The sequence below is a fragment of the Magnetospira thiophila genome (assembly GCF_054657015.1).
The window spans coordinates 1824170-1846006 of the sequence record NZ_BAAHXF010000001.1; the positions used below are offsets into that span (position 1 = coordinate 1824170).

Annotated in this window: 20 protein-coding genes; 18 read left to right on the plus strand and 2 right to left on the minus strand. The window is 60.5% G+C overall.

Annotated features, from left to right (window positions below; genetic code table 11):
• Window positions 1–8: 8 nt before the first annotated feature.
• The 4 genes from ACYQ1P_RS08780 to ACYQ1P_RS08795 all read left to right on the plus strand — a co-directional run bounded on the left by ACYQ1P_RS08780 (window position 9) and on the right by ACYQ1P_RS08795 (window position 2198).
• On the plus strand, window positions 9–734 hold the full coding sequence (locus tag ACYQ1P_RS08780; protein ID WP_460019962.1) for a F0F1 ATP synthase subunit A: 726 nt from the start codon (window positions 9–11) through the stop codon (window positions 732–734).
• Window positions 735–784: 50 nt separating this feature from the next.
• On the plus strand, window positions 785–1009 hold the full coding sequence (locus tag ACYQ1P_RS08785) for an ATP synthase subunit C family protein (RefSeq protein ID WP_460019963.1): 225 nt from the start codon (window positions 785–787) through the stop codon (window positions 1007–1009).
• 71 nt (window positions 1010–1080) lie between these two features.
• Window positions 1081–1653 (plus strand): F0F1 ATP synthase subunit B family protein, encoded by a 573-nt coding sequence (locus tag ACYQ1P_RS08790; RefSeq protein ID WP_460019964.1) that lies wholly within the window; start codon window positions 1081–1083, stop codon window positions 1651–1653.
• Window positions 1653–2198 (plus strand): F0F1 ATP synthase subunit B family protein, encoded by a 546-nt coding sequence (locus tag ACYQ1P_RS08795; protein WP_460019965.1) that lies wholly within the window; start codon window positions 1653–1655, stop codon window positions 2196–2198. The genes ACYQ1P_RS08790 and ACYQ1P_RS08795 overlap by 1 nt, the downstream gene beginning before the upstream one ends.
• An 18-nt stretch (window positions 2199–2216) precedes the next feature.
• On the opposite strand, the gene ACYQ1P_RS08800 is transcribed toward ACYQ1P_RS08795, so the two are convergent.
• Window positions 2217–2555: an ArsR/SmtB family transcription factor gene (locus ACYQ1P_RS08800; RefSeq protein WP_460019966.1), complete on the minus strand. Its 339-nt coding sequence runs from the start codon at window positions 2553–2555 to the stop codon at window positions 2217–2219.
• Between the two features lie 216 nt (window positions 2556–2771).
• Here ACYQ1P_RS08800 and ACYQ1P_RS08805 point away from each other — a divergent pair, with 216 nt between their 5' ends.
• From ACYQ1P_RS08805 to ACYQ1P_RS08815, 3 genes are all read left to right on the plus strand, one after another.
• Window positions 2772–3668: an efflux RND transporter periplasmic adaptor subunit gene (locus ACYQ1P_RS08805; RefSeq protein ID WP_460019967.1), complete on the plus strand. Its 897-nt coding sequence runs from the start codon at window positions 2772–2774 to the stop codon at window positions 3666–3668.
• The gene (locus tag ACYQ1P_RS08810) at window positions 3665–7024 is read left to right on the plus strand and encodes an efflux RND transporter permease subunit (RefSeq protein ID WP_460019968.1); all 3360 of its coding nucleotides are present in this window, start codon (window positions 3665–3667) and stop codon (window positions 7022–7024) included. The genes ACYQ1P_RS08805 and ACYQ1P_RS08810 overlap by 4 nt, the downstream gene beginning before the upstream one ends.
• 171 nt (window positions 7025–7195) lie before the next feature.
• Window positions 7196–7645 (plus strand): hypothetical protein, encoded by a 450-nt coding sequence (locus tag ACYQ1P_RS08815; protein ID WP_460019969.1) that lies wholly within the window; start codon window positions 7196–7198, stop codon window positions 7643–7645.
• 84 nt (window positions 7646–7729) lie between these two features.
• On the opposite strand, the gene ACYQ1P_RS08820 is transcribed toward ACYQ1P_RS08815, so the two are convergent.
• Window positions 7730–8311, minus strand: coding sequence for a hypothetical protein (locus tag ACYQ1P_RS08820; protein WP_460019970.1), 582 nt, complete (start codon window positions 8309–8311; stop codon window positions 7730–7732).
• A 339-nt stretch (window positions 8312–8650) separates the two neighbouring features.
• On the opposite strand from ACYQ1P_RS08820, the gene ACYQ1P_RS08825 reads away from it, so the two are divergent.
• The 11 genes from ACYQ1P_RS08825 (at window position 8651) to ACYQ1P_RS08875 (ending at window position 21775) form a co-directional block, all read left to right on the plus strand.
• On the plus strand, window positions 8651–9046 hold the full coding sequence (locus ACYQ1P_RS08825; protein ID WP_460019971.1) for a hypothetical protein: 396 nt from the start codon (window positions 8651–8653) through the stop codon (window positions 9044–9046).
• 11 nt (window positions 9047–9057) lie between these two features.
• A complete protein-coding gene (locus ACYQ1P_RS08830; protein ID WP_460019972.1) occupies window positions 9058–10191 on the plus strand; it encodes an efflux RND transporter periplasmic adaptor subunit in 1134 nt (377 codons plus the stop codon).
• 132 nt (window positions 10192–10323) lie between these two features.
• A complete protein-coding gene (locus ACYQ1P_RS08835) occupies window positions 10324–14667 on the plus strand; it encodes an efflux RND transporter permease subunit (protein WP_460019973.1) in 4344 nt (1447 codons plus the stop codon).
• 10 nt (window positions 14668–14677) lie between these two features.
• On the plus strand, window positions 14678–15175 hold the full coding sequence (locus ACYQ1P_RS08840; protein WP_460019974.1) for a hypothetical protein: 498 nt from the start codon (window positions 14678–14680) through the stop codon (window positions 15173–15175).
• Between the two features lie 23 nt (window positions 15176–15198).
• The gene (locus tag ACYQ1P_RS08845) at window positions 15199–15747 is read left to right on the plus strand and encodes a hypothetical protein (RefSeq protein ID WP_460019975.1); all 549 of its coding nucleotides are present in this window, start codon (window positions 15199–15201) and stop codon (window positions 15745–15747) included.
• Window positions 15748–15871: 124 nt separating this feature from the next.
• Window positions 15872–16273 carry a sulfur globule family protein gene (locus tag ACYQ1P_RS08850; protein ID WP_460019976.1) on the plus strand — a complete coding sequence of 134 codons (402 nt, stop codon included), beginning with the start codon at window positions 15872–15874 and terminating at the stop codon, window positions 16271–16273.
• Window positions 16274–16383: 110 nt separating this feature from the next.
• Complete coding sequence (locus ACYQ1P_RS08855) at window positions 16384–17253, plus strand: hypothetical protein (protein ID WP_460019977.1); 870 nt, start codon at window positions 16384–16386, stop codon at window positions 17251–17253.
• Between the two features lie 14 nt (window positions 17254–17267).
• Window positions 17268–17876 carry a nucleotide-binding protein gene (locus tag ACYQ1P_RS08860; RefSeq protein WP_460019978.1) on the plus strand — a complete coding sequence of 203 codons (609 nt, stop codon included), beginning with the start codon at window positions 17268–17270 and terminating at the stop codon, window positions 17874–17876.
• Window positions 17877–17947: 71 nt separating this feature from the next.
• The gene (locus ACYQ1P_RS08865; RefSeq protein WP_460019979.1) at window positions 17948–18847 is read left to right on the plus strand and encodes a tetratricopeptide repeat protein; all 900 of its coding nucleotides are present in this window, start codon (window positions 17948–17950) and stop codon (window positions 18845–18847) included.
• Window positions 18848–18888: 41 nt separating this feature from the next.
• Window positions 18889–20400, plus strand: coding sequence for a dynamin family protein (locus tag ACYQ1P_RS08870; protein ID WP_460019980.1), 1512 nt, complete (start codon window positions 18889–18891; stop codon window positions 20398–20400).
• A 73-nt stretch (window positions 20401–20473) separates the two neighbouring features.
• Window positions 20474–21775, plus strand: a complete 1302-nt coding sequence (locus ACYQ1P_RS08875) for an NAD(P)/FAD-dependent oxidoreductase (RefSeq protein ID WP_460019981.1) — start codon at window positions 20474–20476, stop codon at window positions 21773–21775.
• Window positions 21776–21837: the final 62 nt, after the last annotated feature.

Below are 21837 nucleotides of genomic sequence, written 5' to 3' on the forward strand. Positions count from 1 at the left end.
GGGCGTCCGTGGCTGATCCGCTTCACCAGTTTGAAGTTGTGACCCTGATTCCCATCCAGATCGGGGGGGTGAATGCTTCCCTGACCAATTCCGGTCTGGTGATGGTCGTCGCGGTGATGGTCATTTCGCTGTTCCTGATTCTGAGCATGCGGGGCCGCGCCCTGATCCCCAATCGCTGGCAGTCGATGGCCGAATTATCCTACGAGTTCGTCGCCAACATGATCCGCGACAATGTGGGCAACGAGGGACGGCGCTATTTTCCGTTCGTCTTTTCGCTGTTCATGTTTGTTCTGTTCGGCAATCTGCTGGGTCTGATCCCCTACAGTTTTACCTTCACCAGCCATATCATCGTTACCTTCGCCATGGCCATTACGGTATTCCTGGGCGTCACGGTGATCGGCTTTTTGCGCCATGGTCCGAAGTTCTTGATGTTCTTCGTGCCGTCGGGCGTGCCTGCGGCCATGCTGCCGTTGCTGGTGCCCATCGAGATCATCTCCTATCTGTCGCGCCCGGTGAGCCTGTCCATCCGGTTGTTCGCCAACATGACTGCCGGTCACACCATGATGAAGGTGTTCGCCGGATTCGTGATCGCGCTGGGTTTTCTCGGCGGCTGGGCCCCCATCGCGGTGAACGTCGCGCTGACCGGCTTTGAATTTTTGGTCGCCTTTTTGCAGGCCTACGTGTTCACTGTGTTGACCTGCCTGTATCTGAACGATTCGATCCACATGCACTGAGTTTTTGTTTTCCGCTAACCTGACATAACCACCATAGAGGAATTAGGACCATGGAACTTGCTGCCGCGAAGATGATTGGCGCGGGTCTTGCCGTGATAGGACTGTCCGGCGTTGGCGCCGGTATCGGCAACATCTTCTCTTCCCTGATCAGCTCCATCGCCCGCAACCCGGCGTCCCGCTCCCAGGTCTTCGGCCTGGCCATGCTGGGCTTCGCGTTGGTCGAGGCGGTGGCTCTGTATGCCCTGCTGATCGCCTTCCTGATTCTGTTCACCTGACGGAACCCGCCTCGACCGGCCAGGGGCGGAGTCTCTTCGCCGCGGGACGGTCCGGGGATCAGGAGCGCATGATGGCCCCTACTCGACATATCCAGGCCGCGATTTTGGCCATGGTTCTTCTGGTTTCCGCTTCCTCGGTCGAGGCGGCGGGGATGCCGCAGTTGAATCCGAACAACTTCGCTCCCCAACTGGTGTGGCTGGCGCTGAGCTTTTTCGTGCTCTATGTGGTGATGGCACGGATCGCCCTGCCCAAGGTCAGCCATGTTCTGGAGGCCCGGCAGAGTCGCATCGAGGCCGATTTGAAGCAGGCCGAACAGCTCAAGCAGGAGGCCGAGGCCGCTGCCGCCAGTTACGAGGCCGGTCTGGCCGATGCCAAATCTCAGGCTCAGAGCACGGTCCGCGAGATCAATCAGGAAATGTCCGCCAAGGCCCATGAGGAATTGAGCGCCGTGATTTCCCGCCTGACCGCCGATGTCAAAGCGGCCGAGGCTTCCATCGGCGAGGCGCGCAACAAGGCGGTGGGCAATTTGCAGGCCATCACCGTCGAGGTGACCCAATCCGTAGTCGCCCGGCTGGCCGGGATGGAGATCGACGCCGCCACCGCAGGCAAGGCCGTCGATCTCATATTGAAGGAGCGCCGGTAATGCAGGCACTTGCCGCCGAGGTGGGCGCCCATGGCGCACAGGAAGTTGCCCATGGGGGGGCCTTTTACACAACCCCGGAATTCTGGGTCTTTGTCTCCTTCGTGCTGTTCGTGATCCTGGCCGCCCGGCCCATATTCCGGGTCATCACCACCGGGCTGGATGATCGGGCAGAGACCATCAAGGCGCAATTGGACGAGGCCGAGCAACTGCGTCGTGAGGCCAAGGACATGCTGGCGTCCTATCAGCGCAAGCAACGCGAAGCCAGCGAAGAGGCGGAGCGAATCCTGATCCACGCCAAGGAAGAGGCCGAGCGCATTCGGACCCGCGCCGCCGAAGAATTGAAAAACACCATCAAACGCCGCGAACAGCAGGCCAAGGAGCGCATTGCCCAGGCCGAGGCCAAGGCGATGGCTGACGTGCAGAGCATTGCCGCCGATGTGGCCCTGATCGCGGCCAAGCAGTTGATTCAGGAGAACCTGAAAGCGACTCAGGCCAATAAGCTGGTCGAGGACTCCATTGCCGAACTGGGCAAGAAGCTGCACTAATCCGCGTTACGATATTCCCTACAGATTTTCTTCCGTGTCCGAGTGGGACGCGGCTGCCACCTCCGGGCAATAGAGGTCCGAGAGGGTTTCCAGCATGCGCGTCACGTTGGGATCGGTGAGGGAATAATAGATGCGCTGGGAATCCCGGCGGGTGCGCACGATCCCATCCTTGCGCAACCGGGCCAGATGCTGGGAGAGGGCGGATTGGGTCAGGCCGACTCGTTCTTCCAACGCCCCCACGGATTTCTCGCCGCTGCTGAGTTCGCAGACGATCATGAGCCGCCGGTCGTTGCTCAGACATTTGAGCAACGAGGAGGCATCCCGAACATTGCGCTCCAAAACGTCAACGTCCATCATGTGGTTGCGACTCCGGTTTTTTATATTTGATCTTGCTAATATAAGAAAAATGCTCATATGTGTCAGCAAGTTTCGTTAAGGAATCCGGGAATTCTCGGGTCAGGAGAGGCTATTATGCTGAAATCACGTGTAATTTTATTTTTTGGTGGTTGGTTTTTGGGGCTCTTTGCGGGGCTATTGAGCGTCGGAAATGGGGTACATGCCGAAGATTATACCGTGCAGAAGCATCGCATCGAGGATCGCAAGGCGGTTTATGCGACGGTGGAAAGCGCCGACCTGTTGCAGGCCCGGGCGCGGATCGGCGGCACATTGGTGACCCTGTCGGTCGATGAAGGCTCGCAGGTGGAATCGGGACAGGTCATCGCGGTGGTCGGCGACGAGAAATTGGCGCTACAGGCACAGGCCATTCAGGCCAAGATGCAGTCCTTGATGGCCGAAAGGTCGCAGGCCGAAACGGATTTGCGCCGGACCCGGGAATTACGGGCCTCGGGCACGGTCAGCCAAAAGAAATTGGATGATGCGGAAACCGCGTTGCGGGTGGTGGATCGCAATCTGGCCGCCCTGCGGGCCGACCGTCAGGTGATCGAGCAGCAGTCAAAGGAAGGTGCGATTCTGGCACCGGGCTCCGGTCGCGTGTTGCAGGTCAAGGCAACTGCGGGGGCCGTGGTGCTGCCCGGTGAGGGGGTGGCGACCATTGCCTCGGAAGATTATTTCCTGCGCATGAGCCTGCCGGAACGGCATGCCCGTTTCCTCAAGGTGGGAGACCGCGTCATGGTCGGGCCGCGCGGCGTCCAGGGGTCGGCCGATGACGCCCTGCGCGAGGGCCACGTGGTGCAGGTCTATCCCCGCATGGAGCAGGGCCGGGTGTTGGCCGATGTGGCGGTGCCCGGACTGGACGGCTATCTGGTCGGGGAGCGCACCCTGGTCTATGTCTCCACCGGTCATCGGGAGGCCTTCGTGATCCCGGAAAAGGCTCTTTATCAGCGATTCGGGCTGTCCTTCGTCAAACTTCAGGACGGCACCGAGGTGGTGGTGCAGGTGGGGCGTCCGGTGGACGGCGGCATGGAAGTGCTGTCCGGTCTGCGTGACGGCGATGTGGTGAGGCTCCCATGAGCGGCCAGGATCCCAAACTGGGGATCGCCGGGAGCATCACCCAGGCGTTCATCACCTCCCCTTTGACGCCGCTGCTGTTGCTGGCTTCCATTGCCGTCGGGTTGATCGCCCTGGCCGTGTTGCCGCGCGAGGAGGAGCCGCAGATTTCCGTGCCGGTGGTCGATCTCATCGTCAATGTGGATGGCCTGAAGGCGGTGGATGTGGTCGAGCTGGTCTCCAAGCCGTTGGAGGACATGATCAAGGGCATCGACAACGTGGAGCATGTCTATTCCGAGAGCATGGACGATTTCGTCATGGTTTCGGCCCGCTTCGACGTGGGTACCGACGAAGACGTGGCCATCGTGCGGATTCATGAGAAAATTCAGGCCAATCTGGATTCCATCCCCTATGGCATTCCCATGCCGTTGATCGTCGGGCGCGGGGTCAATGACGTGCCGATCATGGTCTTCACCCTGTCGCCCGAGGGCGCGCAGGCGGAGCGCTGGGATGACAATGCGCTGTACAATCTGGCGGATGAGTTGTTGCCAGAACTGGTCAAGGTGTCCGATGTGGGGCTAACCTTCATCGTCGGCGGTCGGGACAATCAGATTCGCGTCGAACCGGACCCGGAACTGCTGTCCCTCTACGGGCTGACTCTCAACCAGCTGACCGACAAGATCCGCAATGCCAACCGGTCGTTCCAGATCGGCAACCTGCGCAGCGGTGGGCGCTCCCTGCCCGCCGTGGCCGGTCAAACTTTGCAAGGGGTCGGGGATATCGGCCAGTTGCTGTTGACCAGCCGCGACGGCCGCCCGGTCTATGTGCGGGACGTGGCCCGCGTGGTGGTCGGTGCCGCGCCGAGTGACAGTCGGGTCTGGCAGATCGAACCGAGCAAAGGCGAGGGGCCGGGACGGGTCCCCGCCGTGTCCATTGCCATCGCCAAGCGGGCCGGGTCCAATGCGGTGCTGGTCGCCGAGCGGCTCAATGAACAATTGGAAACCGTCAAGCAGCGCCTGATTCCGCCGGGAATCCGTGTGGAGGTCACCCGCAACTACGGGGAAACGGCGCTGGAAAAGGCCGACGAGCTGTTGTTCCATCTGGGTCTGGCGACTCTTTCCATCGTCATTCTGATCACCCTGACCATCGGCTGGCGCGAGGGGCTGGTGGTGATGGTGGTTATTCCAACAACCATTCTCCTCACCCTGTTCGCCGCCCATCTGATGGGCTTCACCATCAATCGGGTGAGCCTGTTCGCGTTGATCTTCTCCATCGGTATTCTGGTCGACGACGCCATCGTGGTGGTCGAGAACATCGTCCGCCACTGCCACATGAAAAAAGGCGACAAGACCAAATCCGCCGTGCGAATCGCCGTCGAAGGGGTGGCCGAGGTGGGCAATCCGACCATTATCGCCACTCTGACCATTGTCGCGGCTTTGTTGCCGATGATGTTCGTTTCCGGATTGATGGGGCCGTACATGAGCCCGATTCCGGCCAATGCCTCGGCGGCCATGCTGTTTTCCTTTTTTGTGGCGGTGATCGTCACCCCCTGGCTGCTGATGAAAGTGTCGGGCAAGACCACCCAGGGCCACGGACGGCTGCGCAAAGTGATGTGCAAGCTGCTGTCGCCGGTCATGCGCTGTTCGGAAAAAGAGGTCGAGGAACGGCTGCGCGAAGAATTCGATATTTTCGAGCCGGGAGCCGAATCGTACGACCATCTGGAACACGAGGGCAAATTGGGCGCCTTTTACCGGCGCGTGGCGCGGCCGGTGCTGGTCGGTCGCAACCGCTCAAGGCTGTTGCTGGCGGTCACCACGGCGGCGACACTCGGCGTCTGCGTTTTGTTTGCCACCAAGGATGTGACGGTGAAACTGCTGCCGTTCGACAACAAGTCGGAATTCCAGGTGGTGGTCGATCTGCCCGAGGGCAGTCCGCTGGAGGAAACCGAACGGGTGCTGATCGCCGCCGCCGAACGGATTCGCGATTTGCCGGAACTGGTCTCCATCCAGGCCTATGCGGGCACTTCCGCGCCTTTCAACTTCAATGGGTTGGTGCGTCACTATTATCTGCGGGAAAAACCCGAACTGGGAGATTTACAGGTCAATCTGTTGCCCAAGCATGGCCGCGACCGGACCAGCCACGAGATTGCCCTGGAGGTGCGCCAAAAGCTGGTCGGGCTGGATGTGCCGCCGGGAACCTCAGTCAAGGTGGTGGAAGTACCGCCGGGACCGCCGGTGTTGTCCACCCTGCTGGCCGAGGTCTATGGGCCGGACGCCGAGTCGCGCCGGGCCGCCGCCGCCAAGATCCGCGAGGCCTATGAAAGCGTCGATTTCGTGGTCGATGTGGATGACAGCTTCGGGGCGCCCACCGAGCGTCTGCGCTTCGTCATTGATCAGGAAGCGCTTGAATTCCACGGAGTCGAGGAGCAGGCGGTGTACGATTCGCTGAGCGCGTTGCTGGGCGGCGTCACCGTGGGATATTCCCAACGCGGCCAGGGCAGCAACCCCATCGAGATTGCCGTCCGGCTGCCGAAAAGCGATCTGTATCCCTCCGAACGGCTGTTGTCGACGCCGTTGCCAGCCCCCGGGCCGGCCGGGGATGCGGGCCGCATCGTCGAATTGGGCGATGTGGTCAAAATCGTCCATGAAGCCGCCTCATTCCCCATTTTCCGTCGCGACGGCCATTTCGCCGAAATGGTCATGGGGGAATTGGCAGGTCGTTACGAGGCCCCGGTGTACGGCATGTTCGCCGTCGAGGATCAGGTGAAGGCCCAGGACTGGGGGACGGCCGGGCCGCCAACCTTCCACTACCACGGCCAGCCGGAAGACGAGTCGCGGGTCAGCGTGTTGTGGGACGGGGAATGGGAGATCACCTATGTGACCTTCCGCGACATGGGGGCCGCCTTTGCCGTCGCCATCATGGCCATCTATCTGTTGGTGGTCGGTCAGTTCGGGTCGTTCAAGGTGCCGCTGGTGATTCTGGTGCCGGTGCCGTTGACGCTGATCGGCATCTTGCTCGGCCATTGGCTGTTCAGTGCCCCGTTCACGGCCACTTCGATGATCGGATTCATCGCCCTGGCCGGCATCATCGTGCGCAATTCCATTTTGCTGGTGGATTTCATCAATCAGCAATTGGCCACCGGGGTGCCGTTGCGGCAGGCGCTGATTGACGCCGGGGCGATTCGCTTCAAACCGATCTTCCTCACCGCTCTGGCGGCGATGATCGGTGCCGCCTTCATTCTGGCCGATCCGATCTTTCAGGGACTGGCCATTTCCATGGTTTTCGGGCTGATGTCGTCGACCGCCTTGACCCTGCTGGTGATTCCGGCGATCTACGTGTGGCTGCGGGATGACGGTCGCGGCTTCGGTAAGGCCGAATGAGGGGTGTAACGCACTGATAACGAACGTATATAAGCAATCGCTAATTTTTTTGCTTAACATTTGTGCGGGAATGGCATAATGTGAGTATAATCTCGGAATGCCAAAAGGCATTTCTGTGATAAGAACCAAGCGTTCAAGAATAAGCTTGAACCGGGGACGACGGGGGAAGTCATGTACCGGCGACAAACAAGCGGCCGCTTTATCGTCCTGACCACGGCGGGGATCGTGGTCGTGATGAGCGTTTTCACCTGGGTCATGTACGGCATGGCGCAGAAGGTCTATGTGATGACCGACGTGATGTTGGAAATGAACGCCTCCGTGGTGCGGATGGTGGTCATCCAGGAACGCATGGCCTCCGATATGAACGGCATGCATCAAAATCTGCTCAAGATGAACGAATCAGTGGCCGGAATGGACAATTCGGTCGCCAGCATGGACAAGAGCGTCAGCGACCTCAACGTCAATGTCCGGGCGATGACCGTCAACGTACATAACATGTCGACCAGTGTCAGCGGCATGACCGCCATCATGAGCTATATGGGCCGCGACGTGGGGCGGGCTTCCCACGCATTTTCGCAGCCCATGTCCTACATGTGGGGCAACATGTTCCCGATGAACTGATGCGGGCGAATCGGACAACCAAATCGGGCCGCCCTGCGGCCCGATTGTCGTTTGAGCGCCTGTGAGGAAAAACCCCAAAAACTATTATTGACTGATTAGATTAATAAACTTTGCGAATCGGGTCATTTTCTTGCTCTTGGGCAGCGGGGTGACGTATTGGTCGATGATGTTGTCCAACTGGGCACCGTCGATCTCGTATTCGCCCGCCAGTTCCTTCTCGTAGAGGAAGGCCGCCAACGGCAGCAGCGCCTCGCGGATACGCGAATCGGCAAAGATGTTCTGCGCCACTTCTTCGAGATGAAAGAACACCTCCTCGTAGTCCTGCCCCTCGTTGAGCCCGGACAGCAGGCGGGTCAATTCATCGATTCGCGAAATGTCGCCGGTACAGCAGGTATGGGAGCCGCAGACCATATGTTCCGCCATTTGTCCGCCGAACAGCTCGATCACTCGGGCTTCCAGCATATCCATGAAGGAATCCCAGTTGTTGTGGAGAAAACTCTTGTCGGTGATGGTGATCGGCGGGCGTGGTAGCAGCCGCACGGAGAGGATTCGGTGTCCCAGTCCCCGCGCCACCAGAGCATGTCCGGCCTGATACACGGCCAGCCGATAGGATGCATCGGCGCAGTTTTTCTCCGATGCCTCACGGCCCCCTTCCGTATTCAGCATTTGCGTTTTCCCCCGCCCACTGTTTTCCGCGATTCCCATCCTTTGGGATGGTGATTCTCTCATGGAATCCGTCGGATTTAATTATATTAGATGATGATAAGATTAGCATGGACTGTGAGAATCACGCAACCAGTCAGCCAGTTGACAAGAAAAGCTCATGCAGTGCCCGAATTAATCGCACAAAGAACTTTAAAGTCCGGGGTCTTGTGCTAAGATGCCCATCCCTTGGCCGCACCGGTCCACGAAAGATCGCACCCTGCTTGGAAGGCCCGAACCTAATAGCGACGAATGTGACCGGGTGGCTGCAATAGAGACATTATAAATGACGGGGGGATTTGCATGTCTGAAATTTTTTCAGCTGAATGGATGGACGGTTTCAAGGACCAGTGGAATGCGATGCCCGACCTGGCCAGCGCTTTGGCCAAGATCGGATTCTCTTCCACCATTGGCTATGGCTACGTGGGCGAAGGCAAGCCGCGGGGCGTATTGATCGTCGAAAACGGTCAAGCCATCTCTGGCGGTGCCTATGATGGTCAGGAGCTCAATTGGGACATTCGTGCCGCTGCAAAGGACTGGGAGAAGTGGCTGAAGAAGCCGCCGGGAATGATGGGGCTGGGTATGGCCTATACTTCTCGCAAACTTCAGTTCGTTGTGGGTGACTACGGAGCGATGGTTAAAGATCCGCGCATGGCCGGACCTTTCATCAAGAGCTTCGAAGTCATGGGGAAAGTCTAAGGTCAAAGCATATGAATGGTTCGGGCTGGATTGGAGTGGCCGCCGCGTTGGCGCTCGGCGTCACCGTGGCGGGCGCAGTGCGCGCTCAGGATTTCAAGACGATGACTGTGCAGTCCGTCCAGGTGGGCGGAACGGCGACGGTCGGCGGAACGGTCATTCCCTTCAAGGAAGCGACTTTTACCGCCCAAATTCCGGGACGGGTGGAATATATCGCCGGTTCGGAAGGGGATAGCGTCAAGAGTGGGGAAGTGGTCGTCGCCATTGACGATGACGACATCCAGGCCCAGCGACGGGCCGCCCAGGCGTCGATCTACAATGCCGAGACGGCATTGCGCAACGCTCAGGTCCAATACTCCCGAGAGCTGATCTCTCCAAGGGTCAACAGCATGACTGGCATGCCCGGCATGGGAATGCCCGGCATGTTCGATCAGATGTTCACCCGCCCGATGGGCGAGGCCATGGGCCGCACCTATCCCGGTCTGGAGCGTCAGGCTGACCTCTATGCCCAGGGGGCCGGGGTCAATCAGGCGCGCAACGCCATCACCCAGGCCCGCTCCAATCTGGAATCCCTTGATGCCAAACTGAAGGATGCCCGACAGACCGCGCCGTTCGATGGCGTGATCGTCGAGAAGATGGTCGAGGTTGGCGATACGGTGCAGCCGGGCATGCCGCTCATCGAATTCGCTCATACGGACTTTTTGCGCATCATCGCCGACGTCCCGGTGCGATTGGTCAATGGCTTGTCCAAGGGCATGTTCGTGCCGGCGCGATTGGATATCGGCGGGGCCAAGATTCAGGCCAAGGTGGCCCAGATCTTCCCCATGGCCGATCGTCAGCGTCATACGGTGAAAGTGAAATTCGATCTTCCCAAAGGCGTTCCCGGCGGACCGGGAATGTATGTGGAAGTGACCATCCCCGACAGTTCGGTGCCGTTGCGCGCGGTGCCCTCGGTGCCTGAAAACGCCCTGGTCTGGCGGGGCAGTCTGCCCTCGGTCTTCGTCCTCAAGGATGGTCAACCCTCCCTGCGCGTGGTCCGTGTCGGGTATCCCCTTGGGAACGGCAACGTATCCGTGCTCTCTGGCCTCAGCGGCGGCGAGCAGGTGATCGTCGATCCTCCCGCCAACCTGATTTCGGGTGGCCGGTAGGCCCATGCCACCGGTCCGAAATCAGCGCCAAGGAAGGGGGGAGCAATGACCGAAGAAAACGGAAAAACTAGCGGGACCGAGAATGGGCCCCACCACAGCAAGCCGCAGGAATCTCTCGGCTTAGCCGGAAACATGGCCAAGGCGTTTATCAATTCGCCCTTGTCGCCGTTGTTTTTGTTCACCAGTCTTGCCCTGGGCATTCTGGGTCTGCTGTCGACATCTCGGCAGGAAGATCCGCAGATTTCCGTGCCCATGGTCGATATCTTTTTCCAATATCAAGGGGCCTCCGCCGAACAGGTGGCCAGTCTGGCGACCGATCCGCTGGAACGCCTGATGAGCGAAATCCCCGGAGTGAAGCACGTCTATTCGATGTCGCAACGGGATGGCGGCATGGTGACGGTGCAGTTCGATGTCGGCGAGGCCATGGAGCCGTCGTTGATCAAGCTGTGGGACAAGCTGATGTCCAACATGGACAAGGTGCCCCCCGGCGTCTCGCAGCCCATGGTCAAGCCCAAGGGTGTGGATGATGTCCCCGTGGTCAGCCTGACCCTGTGGTCCCACGATGTGGACGAGGCGGCGCTTCGGCTGATCGGTCTGGACGTGATGCAGCGCCTGAAAGAGGTTCCCAACACCTCGCAGAGCTTCATCGTCGGCGGGCGGTCGGAAGCGATCAAAGTGGAGATCTATCCGGAGCGTCTGTCAGGCTTCGGCATCGGCATGGACCAGTTGGCCAAGACCGTGACCTCGGCCAACTCCGAGCGCGGCGTCGGCACAGCGGAAATCGGCGAAACCAGCTTCACGCTCTATACCGGAGCCTGGCTGCGTCGCGCCAAGGACATCGAGCGCCTGATGGTGGGCGTCCACGAGGGCAGTCCGGTCTACGTGCGCGATGTGGCAGTGGTGACCGAATCCACCGAAGATGCCACCAGTGTGGTGACCTATTATACCGGTCCGTCCTATGGCGTTCCGCGCGGCGGCTCGCACATCAACGCCGATGGCGAGATCGAATACAAGGACGAGGAAGCCCATAACCAGTCCATGGTCGGTCGGGAATTGGCTCCGGTCGGGGCGGCGGCGGTGACCATCGCGGTGGCCAAGAAGCCGAACACCAACGGCGTGACCGTGGCGTCGGCCATTCTGGAGCATGTGGAACGGCTCAAGGGATCGCTGGTCCCCGACAACGTGCATGTGGAGGTCACCCGAAACTACGGTCAGACGGCCAACGACAAGGTGAACAACCTGGTCTTCAAACTGTTCGTCGCCACCGGCGTGGTGACCATCTTCATCTTCTTGGCCCTGGGCATTCGTGCCGCCATCGTGGTGCTGATCGTGATTCCGGTGGTGATTCTGGTCACCGTGCTGGCCGCCTGGCTGATGGGCTATACCATCGACCGCGTGTCGCTGTTCGCGCTGATCTTCTCCATCGGTATCCTGGTCGATGACGCCATTGTGGTGATTGAGAACATTTACCGGCGCTGGCTGGAGGAAGGCACCGTCGATGTGGCGGTGTCCATCGACGCGGTGCGCGAAGTGGGCAACCCGACCATTCTGGCGACCTTCACCGTGATTGCCGCCCTGCTGCCCATGGGCTTCGTCTCGGGCATGATGGGTCCCTACATGGAACCCATTCCGGCCCTGGGGTCGGTGGCCATGCTGTTCTCGCTGTTTGCCGCCTTCATCTTCACGCCGTGGCTGGCGCAGCGCATTCGGCCGAGCATGGCCAAGCTGCACAAGATGGAGCAGAAGGAGCATTCCCAGAACGAGAAGCTGGGCCGCTTGTTCCGCAACATTTTGGTGCCGCTGCTGGAGAGCAAGGTCAAGGGATGGACCTTTGCCGCGTTCCTGATCGGTGCCCTGCTGCTGAGCTGCTGGATGTTCCCGACCACGATGGTGACGGTGAAGATGCTGCCGCACGACAACAAGCCGGAATTCAACGTCAGCATCAACATGCCGGACGGCACCGCCTTGCCGGTGACCGCCAACGTGGCCAACCGGTTGGCCGACGAGCTGCTGAAAATTCCCGAAGTGAGTGCCTTGCAGACCTATGCGGGCACGGCCTCGCCGTTCAATTTCAATGGCCTGGTTCGCCATACCTATTTGCGCAACATGCCCTGGATGGGGGATATCCAGGTGCAGTTGGTGCACAAGTCCGACCGCAAGCGTTCGAGCCACCAGTTGGCCGCCGATGCCCGCAAGCTGTTGACCCCCATCGCCAAGGAAATGGGGGCCAAGATCGAAGTGATCGAAATGCCACCGGGGCCACCGGTGCTGCAAACCATGGTGGCGGAAATCTACGGGCCCGATCCGGAAACCCGTCGTCAGGTGGCCAAGGACATCACCCGTCTGTTCGAAGAGGCGGAATCCGTGGTCGACGTGGATAATTTCCTGCAAACCAAATACGAGACCTGGCGCTTCATCGTCGATCGGGAAAAAGCGTCCCGTCGTGGGGTGTCGGTGGAAGACATCAACCGGCAGCTTGAAATGGCCATGGGCGGGTTCAAGATGGGCGACGTGAAGGTCGGCCATGCCCTGGAACCTCGCTATATCATTTTGCAGATGCCCATGGCCTTCCGCAGCCAGTTCGGACATCTGGGCGAATTGCCGGTCCCCTCGGCTCATGGCACCATGATCCCGCTGGGCGAGTTGGGACGGTTTGAATCGTTCATCAAGGATGATCCGGTTTTCCATAAGGATCTGCGCCCCCTGGAATTCGTCACCGGCGAAGTCTCGGGTCGTCTGGGAGCCCCCATTTACGGCATCCTGGAAGTGGAAGACCTGCTTGATGGCTACGAGTCTCCAGATGGGGTCCGAGTGGGCACCGAATACATGGGGCCGCCAGCCTCCAGTCAGGTCTCGGCCATGGAATGGACCGGCGAGTGGACGGTGACTTACGAAACCTTCCGGGACATGGGCATCGCCTTCGGCGCGGCCATGGTGCTGATCTATATCCTGGTGGTCTGGGAGTTCGGCAACTTCACCCTGCCGGCGATCATCATGGTGCCGATTCCGCTGACCCTGATTGGCATTATTCCGGGTCACGCTTTTATCGGTTGGCTGATCGGCGGCGGCGAGTTCACGGCCACCTCGATGATCGGGTTCATTGCCCTGGCCGGTATCATCGTGCGCAATTCCATTCTGCTGGTGGATTTCTCCAAACATGCGGTGGCCGACGGCATGGATGTGCAGGAAGCGGTGATTTCCGCCTGCCGGACCCGGACCCGGCCCATCGTCATCACGGCCTTTGCCCTGGTCGGTGGTTCGTTCGTGATCCTTGACGACCCGATTTTCCAAGGCATGGCGATCTCGCTGATGGCGGGCGTGCTGGTCTCCACGGTGCTGACCCTGGTGATCATTCCCCTGGGCTGCGTGAGCTTCCGCAAGGCCATGTGCGTACCGACCTCCGAGGGTCATATCCATACGCCCTGCGCCGCCGGAGCCCATCTCGACGGACCGCGGGACGTGGGCATTGGGGCACCCGACGAGGACGAGGCCGAGGAAGAATTCAAAACCCCCTTGTGGATGAAAATCTGGTCCGGCCTGATCATGGCATTCTACGTCATTCGGGCCATGATGATGTTTGTCTGGATGGGGCTTCAGGCGGCCTATGGCTTCCTGCGCAGTCTGTTCGGATTCGGACGCTCGGGGGGCAATGACATGCCGCCACCGACGCCGCCGCCCTACAGCCCGCCGCCACCCCCGGCCCGTACGCCGCCGACGCCGCCCGCCGGACCGGCCGCGAAGCAACCGGACCCGACTCCCACGCCGCCGAAAGCGGCCCCCGAGCCGAAGCCGGAAGCCGCCAAGCCGACGGAGTCGCCTGCGCCCGCCAAGCCAACGGAACAGCCGGAATCGCCGAAAGCGGCTCCCCAGACTCCGCCCGAAGCCGCGCCCAAGGCCATGGCTCCGGCCCCGGAGGTCAAGGGGGAAGTCGAGGTCATCGCCCCGACGCCGCAACCGAAGCCGACGCCGCCGAAAGCCCCGGAACCTGAGGTCATCGAGGCCAAGGCGGAACCCGTGGCCGCAACGCCGGCCCCGGCCCCGGTCGTCGAGACGCGTGAGGCGGCGAAAAGCGCGGACGTTTTGGCGGCGACCACCTCCCGCTCGGCGGAAGTCAAGGAGCCGGTCAAGGAGACTGAAAAACCGGCATCAAAACCGGCCCCAACCGAGGCGACCCCGGCCAAGGCGACGGCGAGTCCGTCAAAGGAATCGACTTCCAAGGCGGTAGCGCGTACAACGCAGGCGGAAAAAGTCACCGCGCCGGAGTCTCCGGCACCCAAGACCACCGCCAAGAAAGCCGCCGCCCCCAAGGCCACGCCCCGCAAGGCGGCCCCTGCGAAGTCCGCGCCGAAAGCGAAGGCCAAACCGGCGGCGAAACGTCCGAAACAACCGACGACGGATGCCGGGCCGAAGCCCCATAAGCGGCGGGGCATTCGCCTGAAGTCTTCCATTAACAATACTCCGGACGACCAATCATGAGGTCCCGATCATGCGCATAATCCAAACCCTGCTTGCCCTGAGCTGTCTGAGCCTCGCCGTACCGGCGCTGGCCCAGCAGAATGTGCCCGATCTCACCAAGGAAGTGCCGCCGGAACCGCCCGGACTGTTCCATTCCACTGTCTTGATCGCCCGACCGGGGCAGCCTGAAATGCCCAAGGCACCGGAACGTCCAGAGCGGTCGTTGCCGTCCTTTGCCTCCCAGCCGCAGACCGTGGCTCCGGCGGCTCTGGATGAAAATGTCCATAGATACCCAACCTTTGGCAGCATGCCCCAGCAGCCGTTCTGGCAAGGGGCACCGGAGCAGCCGGTGGAGCCGGTGGCAACCCCGGCCCCGAAAGTCGAGGAGACGGAGCAGAAAACGGTTGCGAAGCCGCAAGCCCAGCCCGGCTGGCGGCCCGCGTGGCCCCCGCAACCCTATGGGGGCTATCCAGTGCCGCCCTATGGCTACGGTTACGGCTATGCCCCGCCCTATGGCTATGGCCGCTAGTTGATGCTGAAACGGATCGCCTTATGAAAATCCTCACGGCTTGTCTTTATGGGACTGCCGCCGGTCTGCTTCTGGTGGGGCAGGCACTGGCGGGGGATAATCCCTGGCGAAGTCCTGGATGGCAGGTGCCGCAGCCGGAGCCGCAATATCAGCAGGATCAATCCACGACTATCGTCGAGCCGCCACATATGGACACCCTGCCCCAGGCTCCCCTGATGCAGCAGCAGGGCGTCCTTCCGCAAAGCCAAAACTATGCCTACCCGCCACGCAATATGGAGTACCCGCCGGACGATCTGGACGCCCAGTTGGAAGACAAAAACAATCGGCGTTTCGGTCCCGGTACTTATGGCCCGCAGGACGTGCCGAGCTATCCGGCCCCGCCGGGGGGGCCGCGCTCATCCAGCAACGGCTATGTGTACGAAGTGCCCAGCCGCCCCTACACTGAAAATCCGACCGTCTATGATTTTTATGGCCCGCATGAGTTCTCGCCCTACGGCGGCGGTGGCAGCATGGGGGGATGGCCACTCTCCGGCGGGTCAGGTATTCCCTGGCCCGGGTACTCGACATGGTGATTTGATATTTCGCTTGTCTCTCCAAGGAGATGGCGGAAGGTAGTCGAATGCAGGTATTGGTCCCTTCGACCGGTATTCGGCCCTTTAACCTAAGGGACTAATTGATGCACAGGAGACTACGTTCATGAAGAAAGTACTTTTGACCTCTGCCCTGGCTCTGGCCCTGGGCACCGGTATTGCGGTTTCGGACGCTTCCGCTTGGTGGGGCGGCGGTCCGTGGAACAACAACGGTTGGGGCAACAACAGCAACAACGGTTGGGGCGATGGCTCCGGCGACGGTTCCGGCAGCTTCAACTTCGGTATGAGCGGCAGCGGCAGTGGTCGTGGCAACAATAGCTATAACGGCTATAACGGCTACAACGGCTACAACGGCTACGGCGGCGGCCCGTGGGGCGGTCCGGGTTACGGCTATGGTGCTCCCTATGGTGCCCCGTATGGTGCTCCGTATGGTGCCCCTTACGGCGCTCCGTATGGTGCTGCTCCGTACGGCGCGGCCCCGGCTGCTCCGGCTGCTCCGGCTCAGTAAGACGGACCAAAGACGACCGGATGTCGGCACCGTACGCCCTCGGGCGGCGGTGCCGACTCCGCACTCACCATAAGAAAACTTACGTTCTGAACCTGACGAAAGAGGAGCCCATGAAAGTCCACGTTATGATGATGATGGCCCTTGTATTGACAGGATCTCTGGCCCGGGCCGAGGGACCTTCCTTTACCGCCGACGCGGTGAGCCGGGTAGGCGACGAGGTCATTCGGAGTTTTCGCTATCTGCATGGTGAGGATGCGGTCCGCCTGGAACTGGAAAAGCAGGGCCACCATCTGGTTCAAATCGTCAAGACCAGCGCGGGCAAGATGTGGGTCATCGACCCGGACAAAAAGACCTATATGGAATTCGCGGGCAACATGCCCGTCAACTCGCAGGGCGCGCGGCAGGTCAAACCCTGCGAGGCGCCGCCCCCGGGATTCACCTGCGAGGCCCTTGGAAAGCAAAAGGCGGGGGCCTTCGATGCCGACGCCTACCGAATCAGCGGCAGCCAGGACAAAGCGCAGAGTTCAACCGTATATTGGGACCCGCAAAGCAAACAGGTCGTCCGTCAGGAAACGTCGGATGGCAAAGTCATGCAGGCGGAATTCGTCGGTCGGGAATCCATCATGGGCCGGGACACCGAACATTGGCGGGCCACCTATACGGAGCCCAATCAACTGCCGCAGATCGGCGACTGGTGGCTGGACACCCAACTGGGGACCAGAATTCGCGAGGCGCTGCCGACCGGTGAAGTGCGGGAACTGAAGAATATCCAGGTCGGGACCATCGATTCGGCACTGTTTGAGGTGCCGCCGGGCTATACCAAGATTCAGCCCCCCGCCGGGCCGTCATCCAGCCCCGGTCAGCCGGGGGGCAGTGGCGCGCGGCCGTCGCCCTATCCGCCCTCCGGTGGACAATATCAACGGCAACCGTATCCACCCGGCGGTGGTCAATACCGCTATCCCAATCCCAATGGGCAATGACAAGGAGGTTCTGAATGATCACCCTGGTCGGAAATCTCAAAGGCGGAACGGGCAAAAGCACGGCAGCCTTCAATCTTGCGCTCTGGTTGGCGGCGCGGGGCGACAAGGTCACCGTCTGTGACCTGGACCCGCAGGCGACTCTGCGCGATGTGTTGGAACTGCGGGAAGAGGAAGCCTACGAACCGCAGCTGAAAAACATGCGGGAACTGCCCGAACGGGCCGTCGGCGAGGTCATTGTCGATGTGGGCACATCGGATATGATCGGTGTGCACGAGGGAATCAAACGCGCCCATCAGATCATCATCCCCGTCGCGCCGAGTCAGGCCGACGTTTGGGCGACACAGCGGTTTATCGAACTGGTGAAGAAACATGCCGGGCGCAAGAAGCCCCGCATGCGGGCCTTTATCAACCGGGCCGATCCGCATCCGCTGTCCCATGAAAACCGGGAGACCCTGGAGGCACTGCTGTCGTTGTCACAGATAGAAACCTTGTCGGCGCAATTGACTCAGCGCATGGTGTTCCGGCGTTCGTTCAGCGAGGGCATGGGGGTCTTCGAGCTGGAACCGACGGGGAAAGGGGCCAAGGAGCTCGACGCGCTCGGCAAAGAAATATTTACCACCTGAGGCGTGTCCTCCCTCGCGGAATCGAAGAAAACGGACTGACAATTAAAGAATACTGGTAAAGGGGAAAAGTCATGGCTTTACTGCGGTTGTTGCTGTTGTATGCGTTCGTCGGCGTGGCGATCTACGCCTATATCAAGCGCGATCAGGTCATGCCCATGTTGGGCGGGGCCTGGCATGAAATCGAGGAAACGGCTGAGGATCTGAGCCGTGAAGTCGGGCTGAGCGGCTCCGAAACCGTAGAAAAGAAGGCCGTCAAGGAAGAGGCTGAAGAAAAAGCCGAGGCCAAGACCGAAGTTGCAGAGGCAACGCCCGCGAAAGCCGAAGCTCCCGAAGCCGCCGCCGCTCCTCAGGAGCAGGCTGCCGCCCCGGCTCCGGCTCCCGAACAAGCTCCGGCTGCTGATCCGGCGCCAACCCAACCCGCCGCGCAGCCTGCCCCGGAGGCCCAATCTGCGCCTCAGGTTCAGCCGGGAACCTTGCCCAAGGGCTTCCCGGACATGTCCATGGCGTATCATCCGGGGGCCTCGGCCCCGCAGCCGATGAGCATGGAGCCGCCGACCCGCCCGGAACGTCCGGCCCGCATGGAACCGCCGCAGCGTCCGGCGCAGCATGCCATGCCGGAAAATCGGCGTCAGGGACCGATCTCCGAGGCCGATCTGGCCCCGGACGTGCGCGATGCCTGGATTGCCGCCCGTCTGGCTTTCTACGAAGGGGAATACGACAAGGCGGAACAGATGTACGTGGATCTGGCGGCCAACAATCCGACCCTGCCGGATCTGATGGGGGAACTGGGCAACCTGTATTATTACCAGCAGCAGCATGACAAGGCGGCGGAAGCCTACTTGCAGGCGGGTCTGCGGGCGGTGAACGGCGGGCAACTCGGGTTGGCGTCGTCGCTGGTTGGCGCCCTGCAACGGTTGGCCCCGGATCTGGCGGACCAACTGCGCGAGGCGATCCAGACCCACAATCGCTGATACCGAACGAACAAGACCGCCGGAAGAGAAAGAGCACGCGCATGTTACAAACCCACAGCCCGAAATTCCTGTCCCAGCGCCTGCGGAGCCTGGAAGAACATCTAAAGGGCGAGAACCCGATCCTGGTCGAGTTCCTGCCGACGTTCTACAAGCTCGACAAGTCACTGCATAAAATGGGACTGCTGGACCAGGATTCGTCCCTGGCGACGCGGATTTCCTGGTGGCCGGTGGTGGCCGTGCTGGGCACCTTCTCTTCCGGCAAATCGACGTTCATCAACGCCTATATCGGCAGCAAGCTCCAGGAAACCGGCAATCAGGCGGTGGATGACAAGTTCACCGTGGTCTGTTACCGCACCTCCTCGCAGGGGCATAACATCACCCTGCCGGGGACGGCGCTGGATGCCGATCCGCGCTTTCCGTTTTTCCGCATGAGCCGGGAAATCGAGAAGGTGCACGAAGGCGAGGGCAAGCATATCGAGTCCTACCTGCAACTCAAAACCACCTCCGAGGAAAACCTGCGCGGCAAGATCCTGATCGATTCCCCGGGGTTCGATGCCGACGACCAGCGCCGCTCGACCCTGCGCATCACCGACCATATCATCGACCTGTCGGACCTGGTTTTGGTGTTTTTCGATGCCCGCCACCCGGAGCCCGGGGCCATGCAGGACACCCTGCGGCATCTGGTCAGCAAGACCCGCCAGCGCACCGACGCCAGCAAGTTTCTGTACATTCTCAATCAGATCGACACCACGGCCAAGGAAGACAATCCGGAAGCTGTGGTCGGCGCTTGGCAACGGGCCATCGCCCAGGCCGGGCTGACCACCGGGCGATTCTATTGCATCTACAATCCCGAAGCGGCGGTGCCAATCGAGGATGCGGCCCTGAAAAAGCGCTTCGAATCCAAACGCGACGAAGACATGAGCGCCATCCTCGGGCGCATGGGGGAAGTGGAAATCCAACGCAGCTACCGCATTGTCGGGGTGCTGGAAACCGTGGTCAACGAAGTGGAAACGGAGATCGTGCCGAAGTTGCGCGCCGCCAAGGAGAAGTGGCGGCGTGGGGTGCTGATCGGCGATGCGGTTTTTTATGTTTTGTTGCTGATCGGGGCGGTTTCCCTGGTGGTCGGCATGAACTGGTTGCCCGGCGCGGAACAGTCCCTGTTCGGCTGGCTGGGGGCGCACAAGCTGGATATTCTGATTGGAATTCTGGCCTTTGCGGCGCTGGGGCTGGGCTTCCATTATTGGCTGCGTGGTCTGATGGCGAAACGGATCGCCGACAAATTGCCGGAAGTGATCGGTCAGGTGGAGCTAAACCTGCGCCAGGCATTCCTCAAGAACACCCGGTTTTACCGCAGCATCTTCTGCCAGAATCCGGCCGGATGGAGCAAGCGCGCCCTGCGCCGCTTCCAGTCTCTGCGCGAAATGGCGGCCCAGCATGTGCAGCGTCTCAACGACTGTTATGCCGATCCGTCGGGCAAGATGATTCTGCCGGAGCCGCCGCGGCTTGAGCCAGTGGTTGAAGCCCTGCCGGAACAGATGACAGCGGAAAAGTAATCGTATATACAGAACAACAATGTGACATAAAAATCGTCACAATTACTTCTTTTATGCTTGGGAGAGCTTGAATATGGCACATGTGGTTATCATTGGAGCGGGTCTTGGCGGCATGCCGATGGCCTACGAAATGCGCGACGAACTGGGAAAGCAGCACAAGGTCACTGTCATTGGCAATGGCCCGGAATTTCAGTTCACGCCGTCCAATCCCTGGGTTCTTGTCGGTTGGCGCAAGCGCAAGGATGTGGTGATTCCGGTCGAGAAATATCTGAAGAAAAAGGGCATTGATTTCATTCCGGTCCCGGCCAAGAAGGTGCGTCCGGCTGATAACCAGGTCGATCTGGCCGATGGTCAGGTGGTGGATTACGACTATCTGGTAGTCGCCTCCGGCCCGCATCTGGCGTTCGAAGAAGTGGAAGGCCTGGGCCCAAATGGCGGCTTCACCCAATCGGTGTGCCATGTGGACCACGCGGCCAAGGCTTACGAGAAGTGGGAAGAATTCTGCAAAAACCCGGGGCCGATCGTGGTCGGCGCGGTGCAGGGCGCGTCCTGTTACGGCCCGGCCTACGAAATGGCCATGATTATGGATACGGACCTGCGGCGTCGCAAGATCCGTGACAAGGTGCCGATGACCTTCGTCACCGCCGAGCCCTATGTGGGCCACCTGGGCCTGGGTGGCGTCGGTGATTCCAAGGGCATTCTGGAATCCGAATTCCGCAGCGTGCACGTCAAATGGATCTGCAATGCCAAGGTCGAGAAGGTCGAGGACGGCATGATGCATGTCTCCGAGGTCGGAGACGACGGCAAGGAAGTGAAAAAGCACCAGTTGCCCTTCAAATTCTCCATGATGCTGCCGGCCTTCAAGGGCATTGAGGCGGTTCAGGGAATCGAAGGCCTAGTCAATCCGCGCGGCTTCGTCACCGTCAACAAGTTCCAACAGAACGCCACGTTCAAGAACGTCTATTCGGTCGGTGTGGTCGTGGCCATTCCGCCGGTGGAAGCCTGCCCGTTGCCGGTCGGTGCGCCCAAGACGGGCTACATGATCGAGTCCATGGTGACCGCCACGGCGCATAACATCAGCAACATGATCGACGGCAAGGAGCCGGAGACGGAAGCCACCTGGAACGCCATCTGTCTGGCCGACTTCGGAGACCGCGGCGCGGCCTTCGTCGCCCTGCCGCAGATTCCGCCGCGCAACGTCAACTGGTTCTCCGGCGGCAAGTGGGTGCATCTGGCCAAGATCGCCTTCGAGAAGTATTTCATCCGCAAGATCAAGAAAGGCACCTCGGAGCCGATCTACGAGAAATATACCCTGAAGGCCCTGGGCGTCACCAAGCTCAAGGACAAGTACACCGCGCCGACCATCCACGATTGAGAAATTACCGCGATATTTTGTGATCAAGGCCGTCCTACGGGGCGGCCTTGTTGCTTTTCCGG

What these genes read in the sequence shown, in the direction of transcription:
- ACYQ1P_RS08795 (WP_460019965.1), top strand. Translation starts at nt 1,653, where the DNA reads ATGCAGGCACTTGCCGCCGAGGTGGGCGCCCATGGCGCACAGGAAGTT.
- ACYQ1P_RS08870 (WP_460019980.1), top strand. Translation starts at nt 18,889, where the DNA reads ATGTTACAAACCCACAGCCCGAAATTCCTGTCCCAGCGCCTGCGGAGC.
- ACYQ1P_RS08830 (WP_460019972.1), top strand. Translation starts at nt 9,058, where the DNA reads ATGAATGGTTCGGGCTGGATTGGAGTGGCCGCCGCGTTGGCGCTCGGC.
- ACYQ1P_RS08860 (WP_460019978.1), top strand. Translation starts at nt 17,268, where the DNA reads ATGATCACCCTGGTCGGAAATCTCAAAGGCGGAACGGGCAAAAGCACG.
- ACYQ1P_RS08875 (WP_460019981.1), top strand. Translation starts at nt 20,474, where the DNA reads ATGGCACATGTGGTTATCATTGGAGCGGGTCTTGGCGGCATGCCGATG.
- ACYQ1P_RS08810 (WP_460019968.1), top strand. Translation starts at nt 3,665, where the DNA reads ATGAGCGGCCAGGATCCCAAACTGGGGATCGCCGGGAGCATCACCCAG.
- ACYQ1P_RS08820 (WP_460019970.1), bottom strand. Translation starts at nt 8,311, where the DNA reads ATGCTGAATACGGAAGGGGGCCGTGAGGCATCGGAGAAAAACTGCGCC.
- ACYQ1P_RS08840 (WP_460019974.1), top strand. Translation starts at nt 14,678, where the DNA reads ATGCGCATAATCCAAACCCTGCTTGCCCTGAGCTGTCTGAGCCTCGCC.
- ACYQ1P_RS08845 (WP_460019975.1), top strand. Translation starts at nt 15,199, where the DNA reads ATGAAAATCCTCACGGCTTGTCTTTATGGGACTGCCGCCGGTCTGCTT.
- ACYQ1P_RS08785 (WP_460019963.1), top strand. Translation starts at nt 785, where the DNA reads ATGGAACTTGCTGCCGCGAAGATGATTGGCGCGGGTCTTGCCGTGATA.
- ACYQ1P_RS08865 (WP_460019979.1), top strand. Translation starts at nt 17,948, where the DNA reads ATGGCTTTACTGCGGTTGTTGCTGTTGTATGCGTTCGTCGGCGTGGCG.
- ACYQ1P_RS08815 (WP_460019969.1), top strand. Translation starts at nt 7,196, where the DNA reads ATGTACCGGCGACAAACAAGCGGCCGCTTTATCGTCCTGACCACGGCG.
- ACYQ1P_RS08855 (WP_460019977.1), top strand. Translation starts at nt 16,384, where the DNA reads ATGAAAGTCCACGTTATGATGATGATGGCCCTTGTATTGACAGGATCT.
- ACYQ1P_RS08835 (WP_460019973.1), top strand. Translation starts at nt 10,324, where the DNA reads ATGGCCAAGGCGTTTATCAATTCGCCCTTGTCGCCGTTGTTTTTGTTC.
- ACYQ1P_RS08790 (WP_460019964.1), top strand. Translation starts at nt 1,081, where the DNA reads ATGGCCCCTACTCGACATATCCAGGCCGCGATTTTGGCCATGGTTCTT.
- ACYQ1P_RS08800 (WP_460019966.1), bottom strand. Translation starts at nt 2,555, where the DNA reads ATGATGGACGTTGACGTTTTGGAGCGCAATGTTCGGGATGCCTCCTCG.
- ACYQ1P_RS08825 (WP_460019971.1), top strand. Translation starts at nt 8,651, where the DNA reads ATGTCTGAAATTTTTTCAGCTGAATGGATGGACGGTTTCAAGGACCAG.
- ACYQ1P_RS08850 (WP_460019976.1), top strand. Translation starts at nt 15,872, where the DNA reads ATGAAGAAAGTACTTTTGACCTCTGCCCTGGCTCTGGCCCTGGGCACC.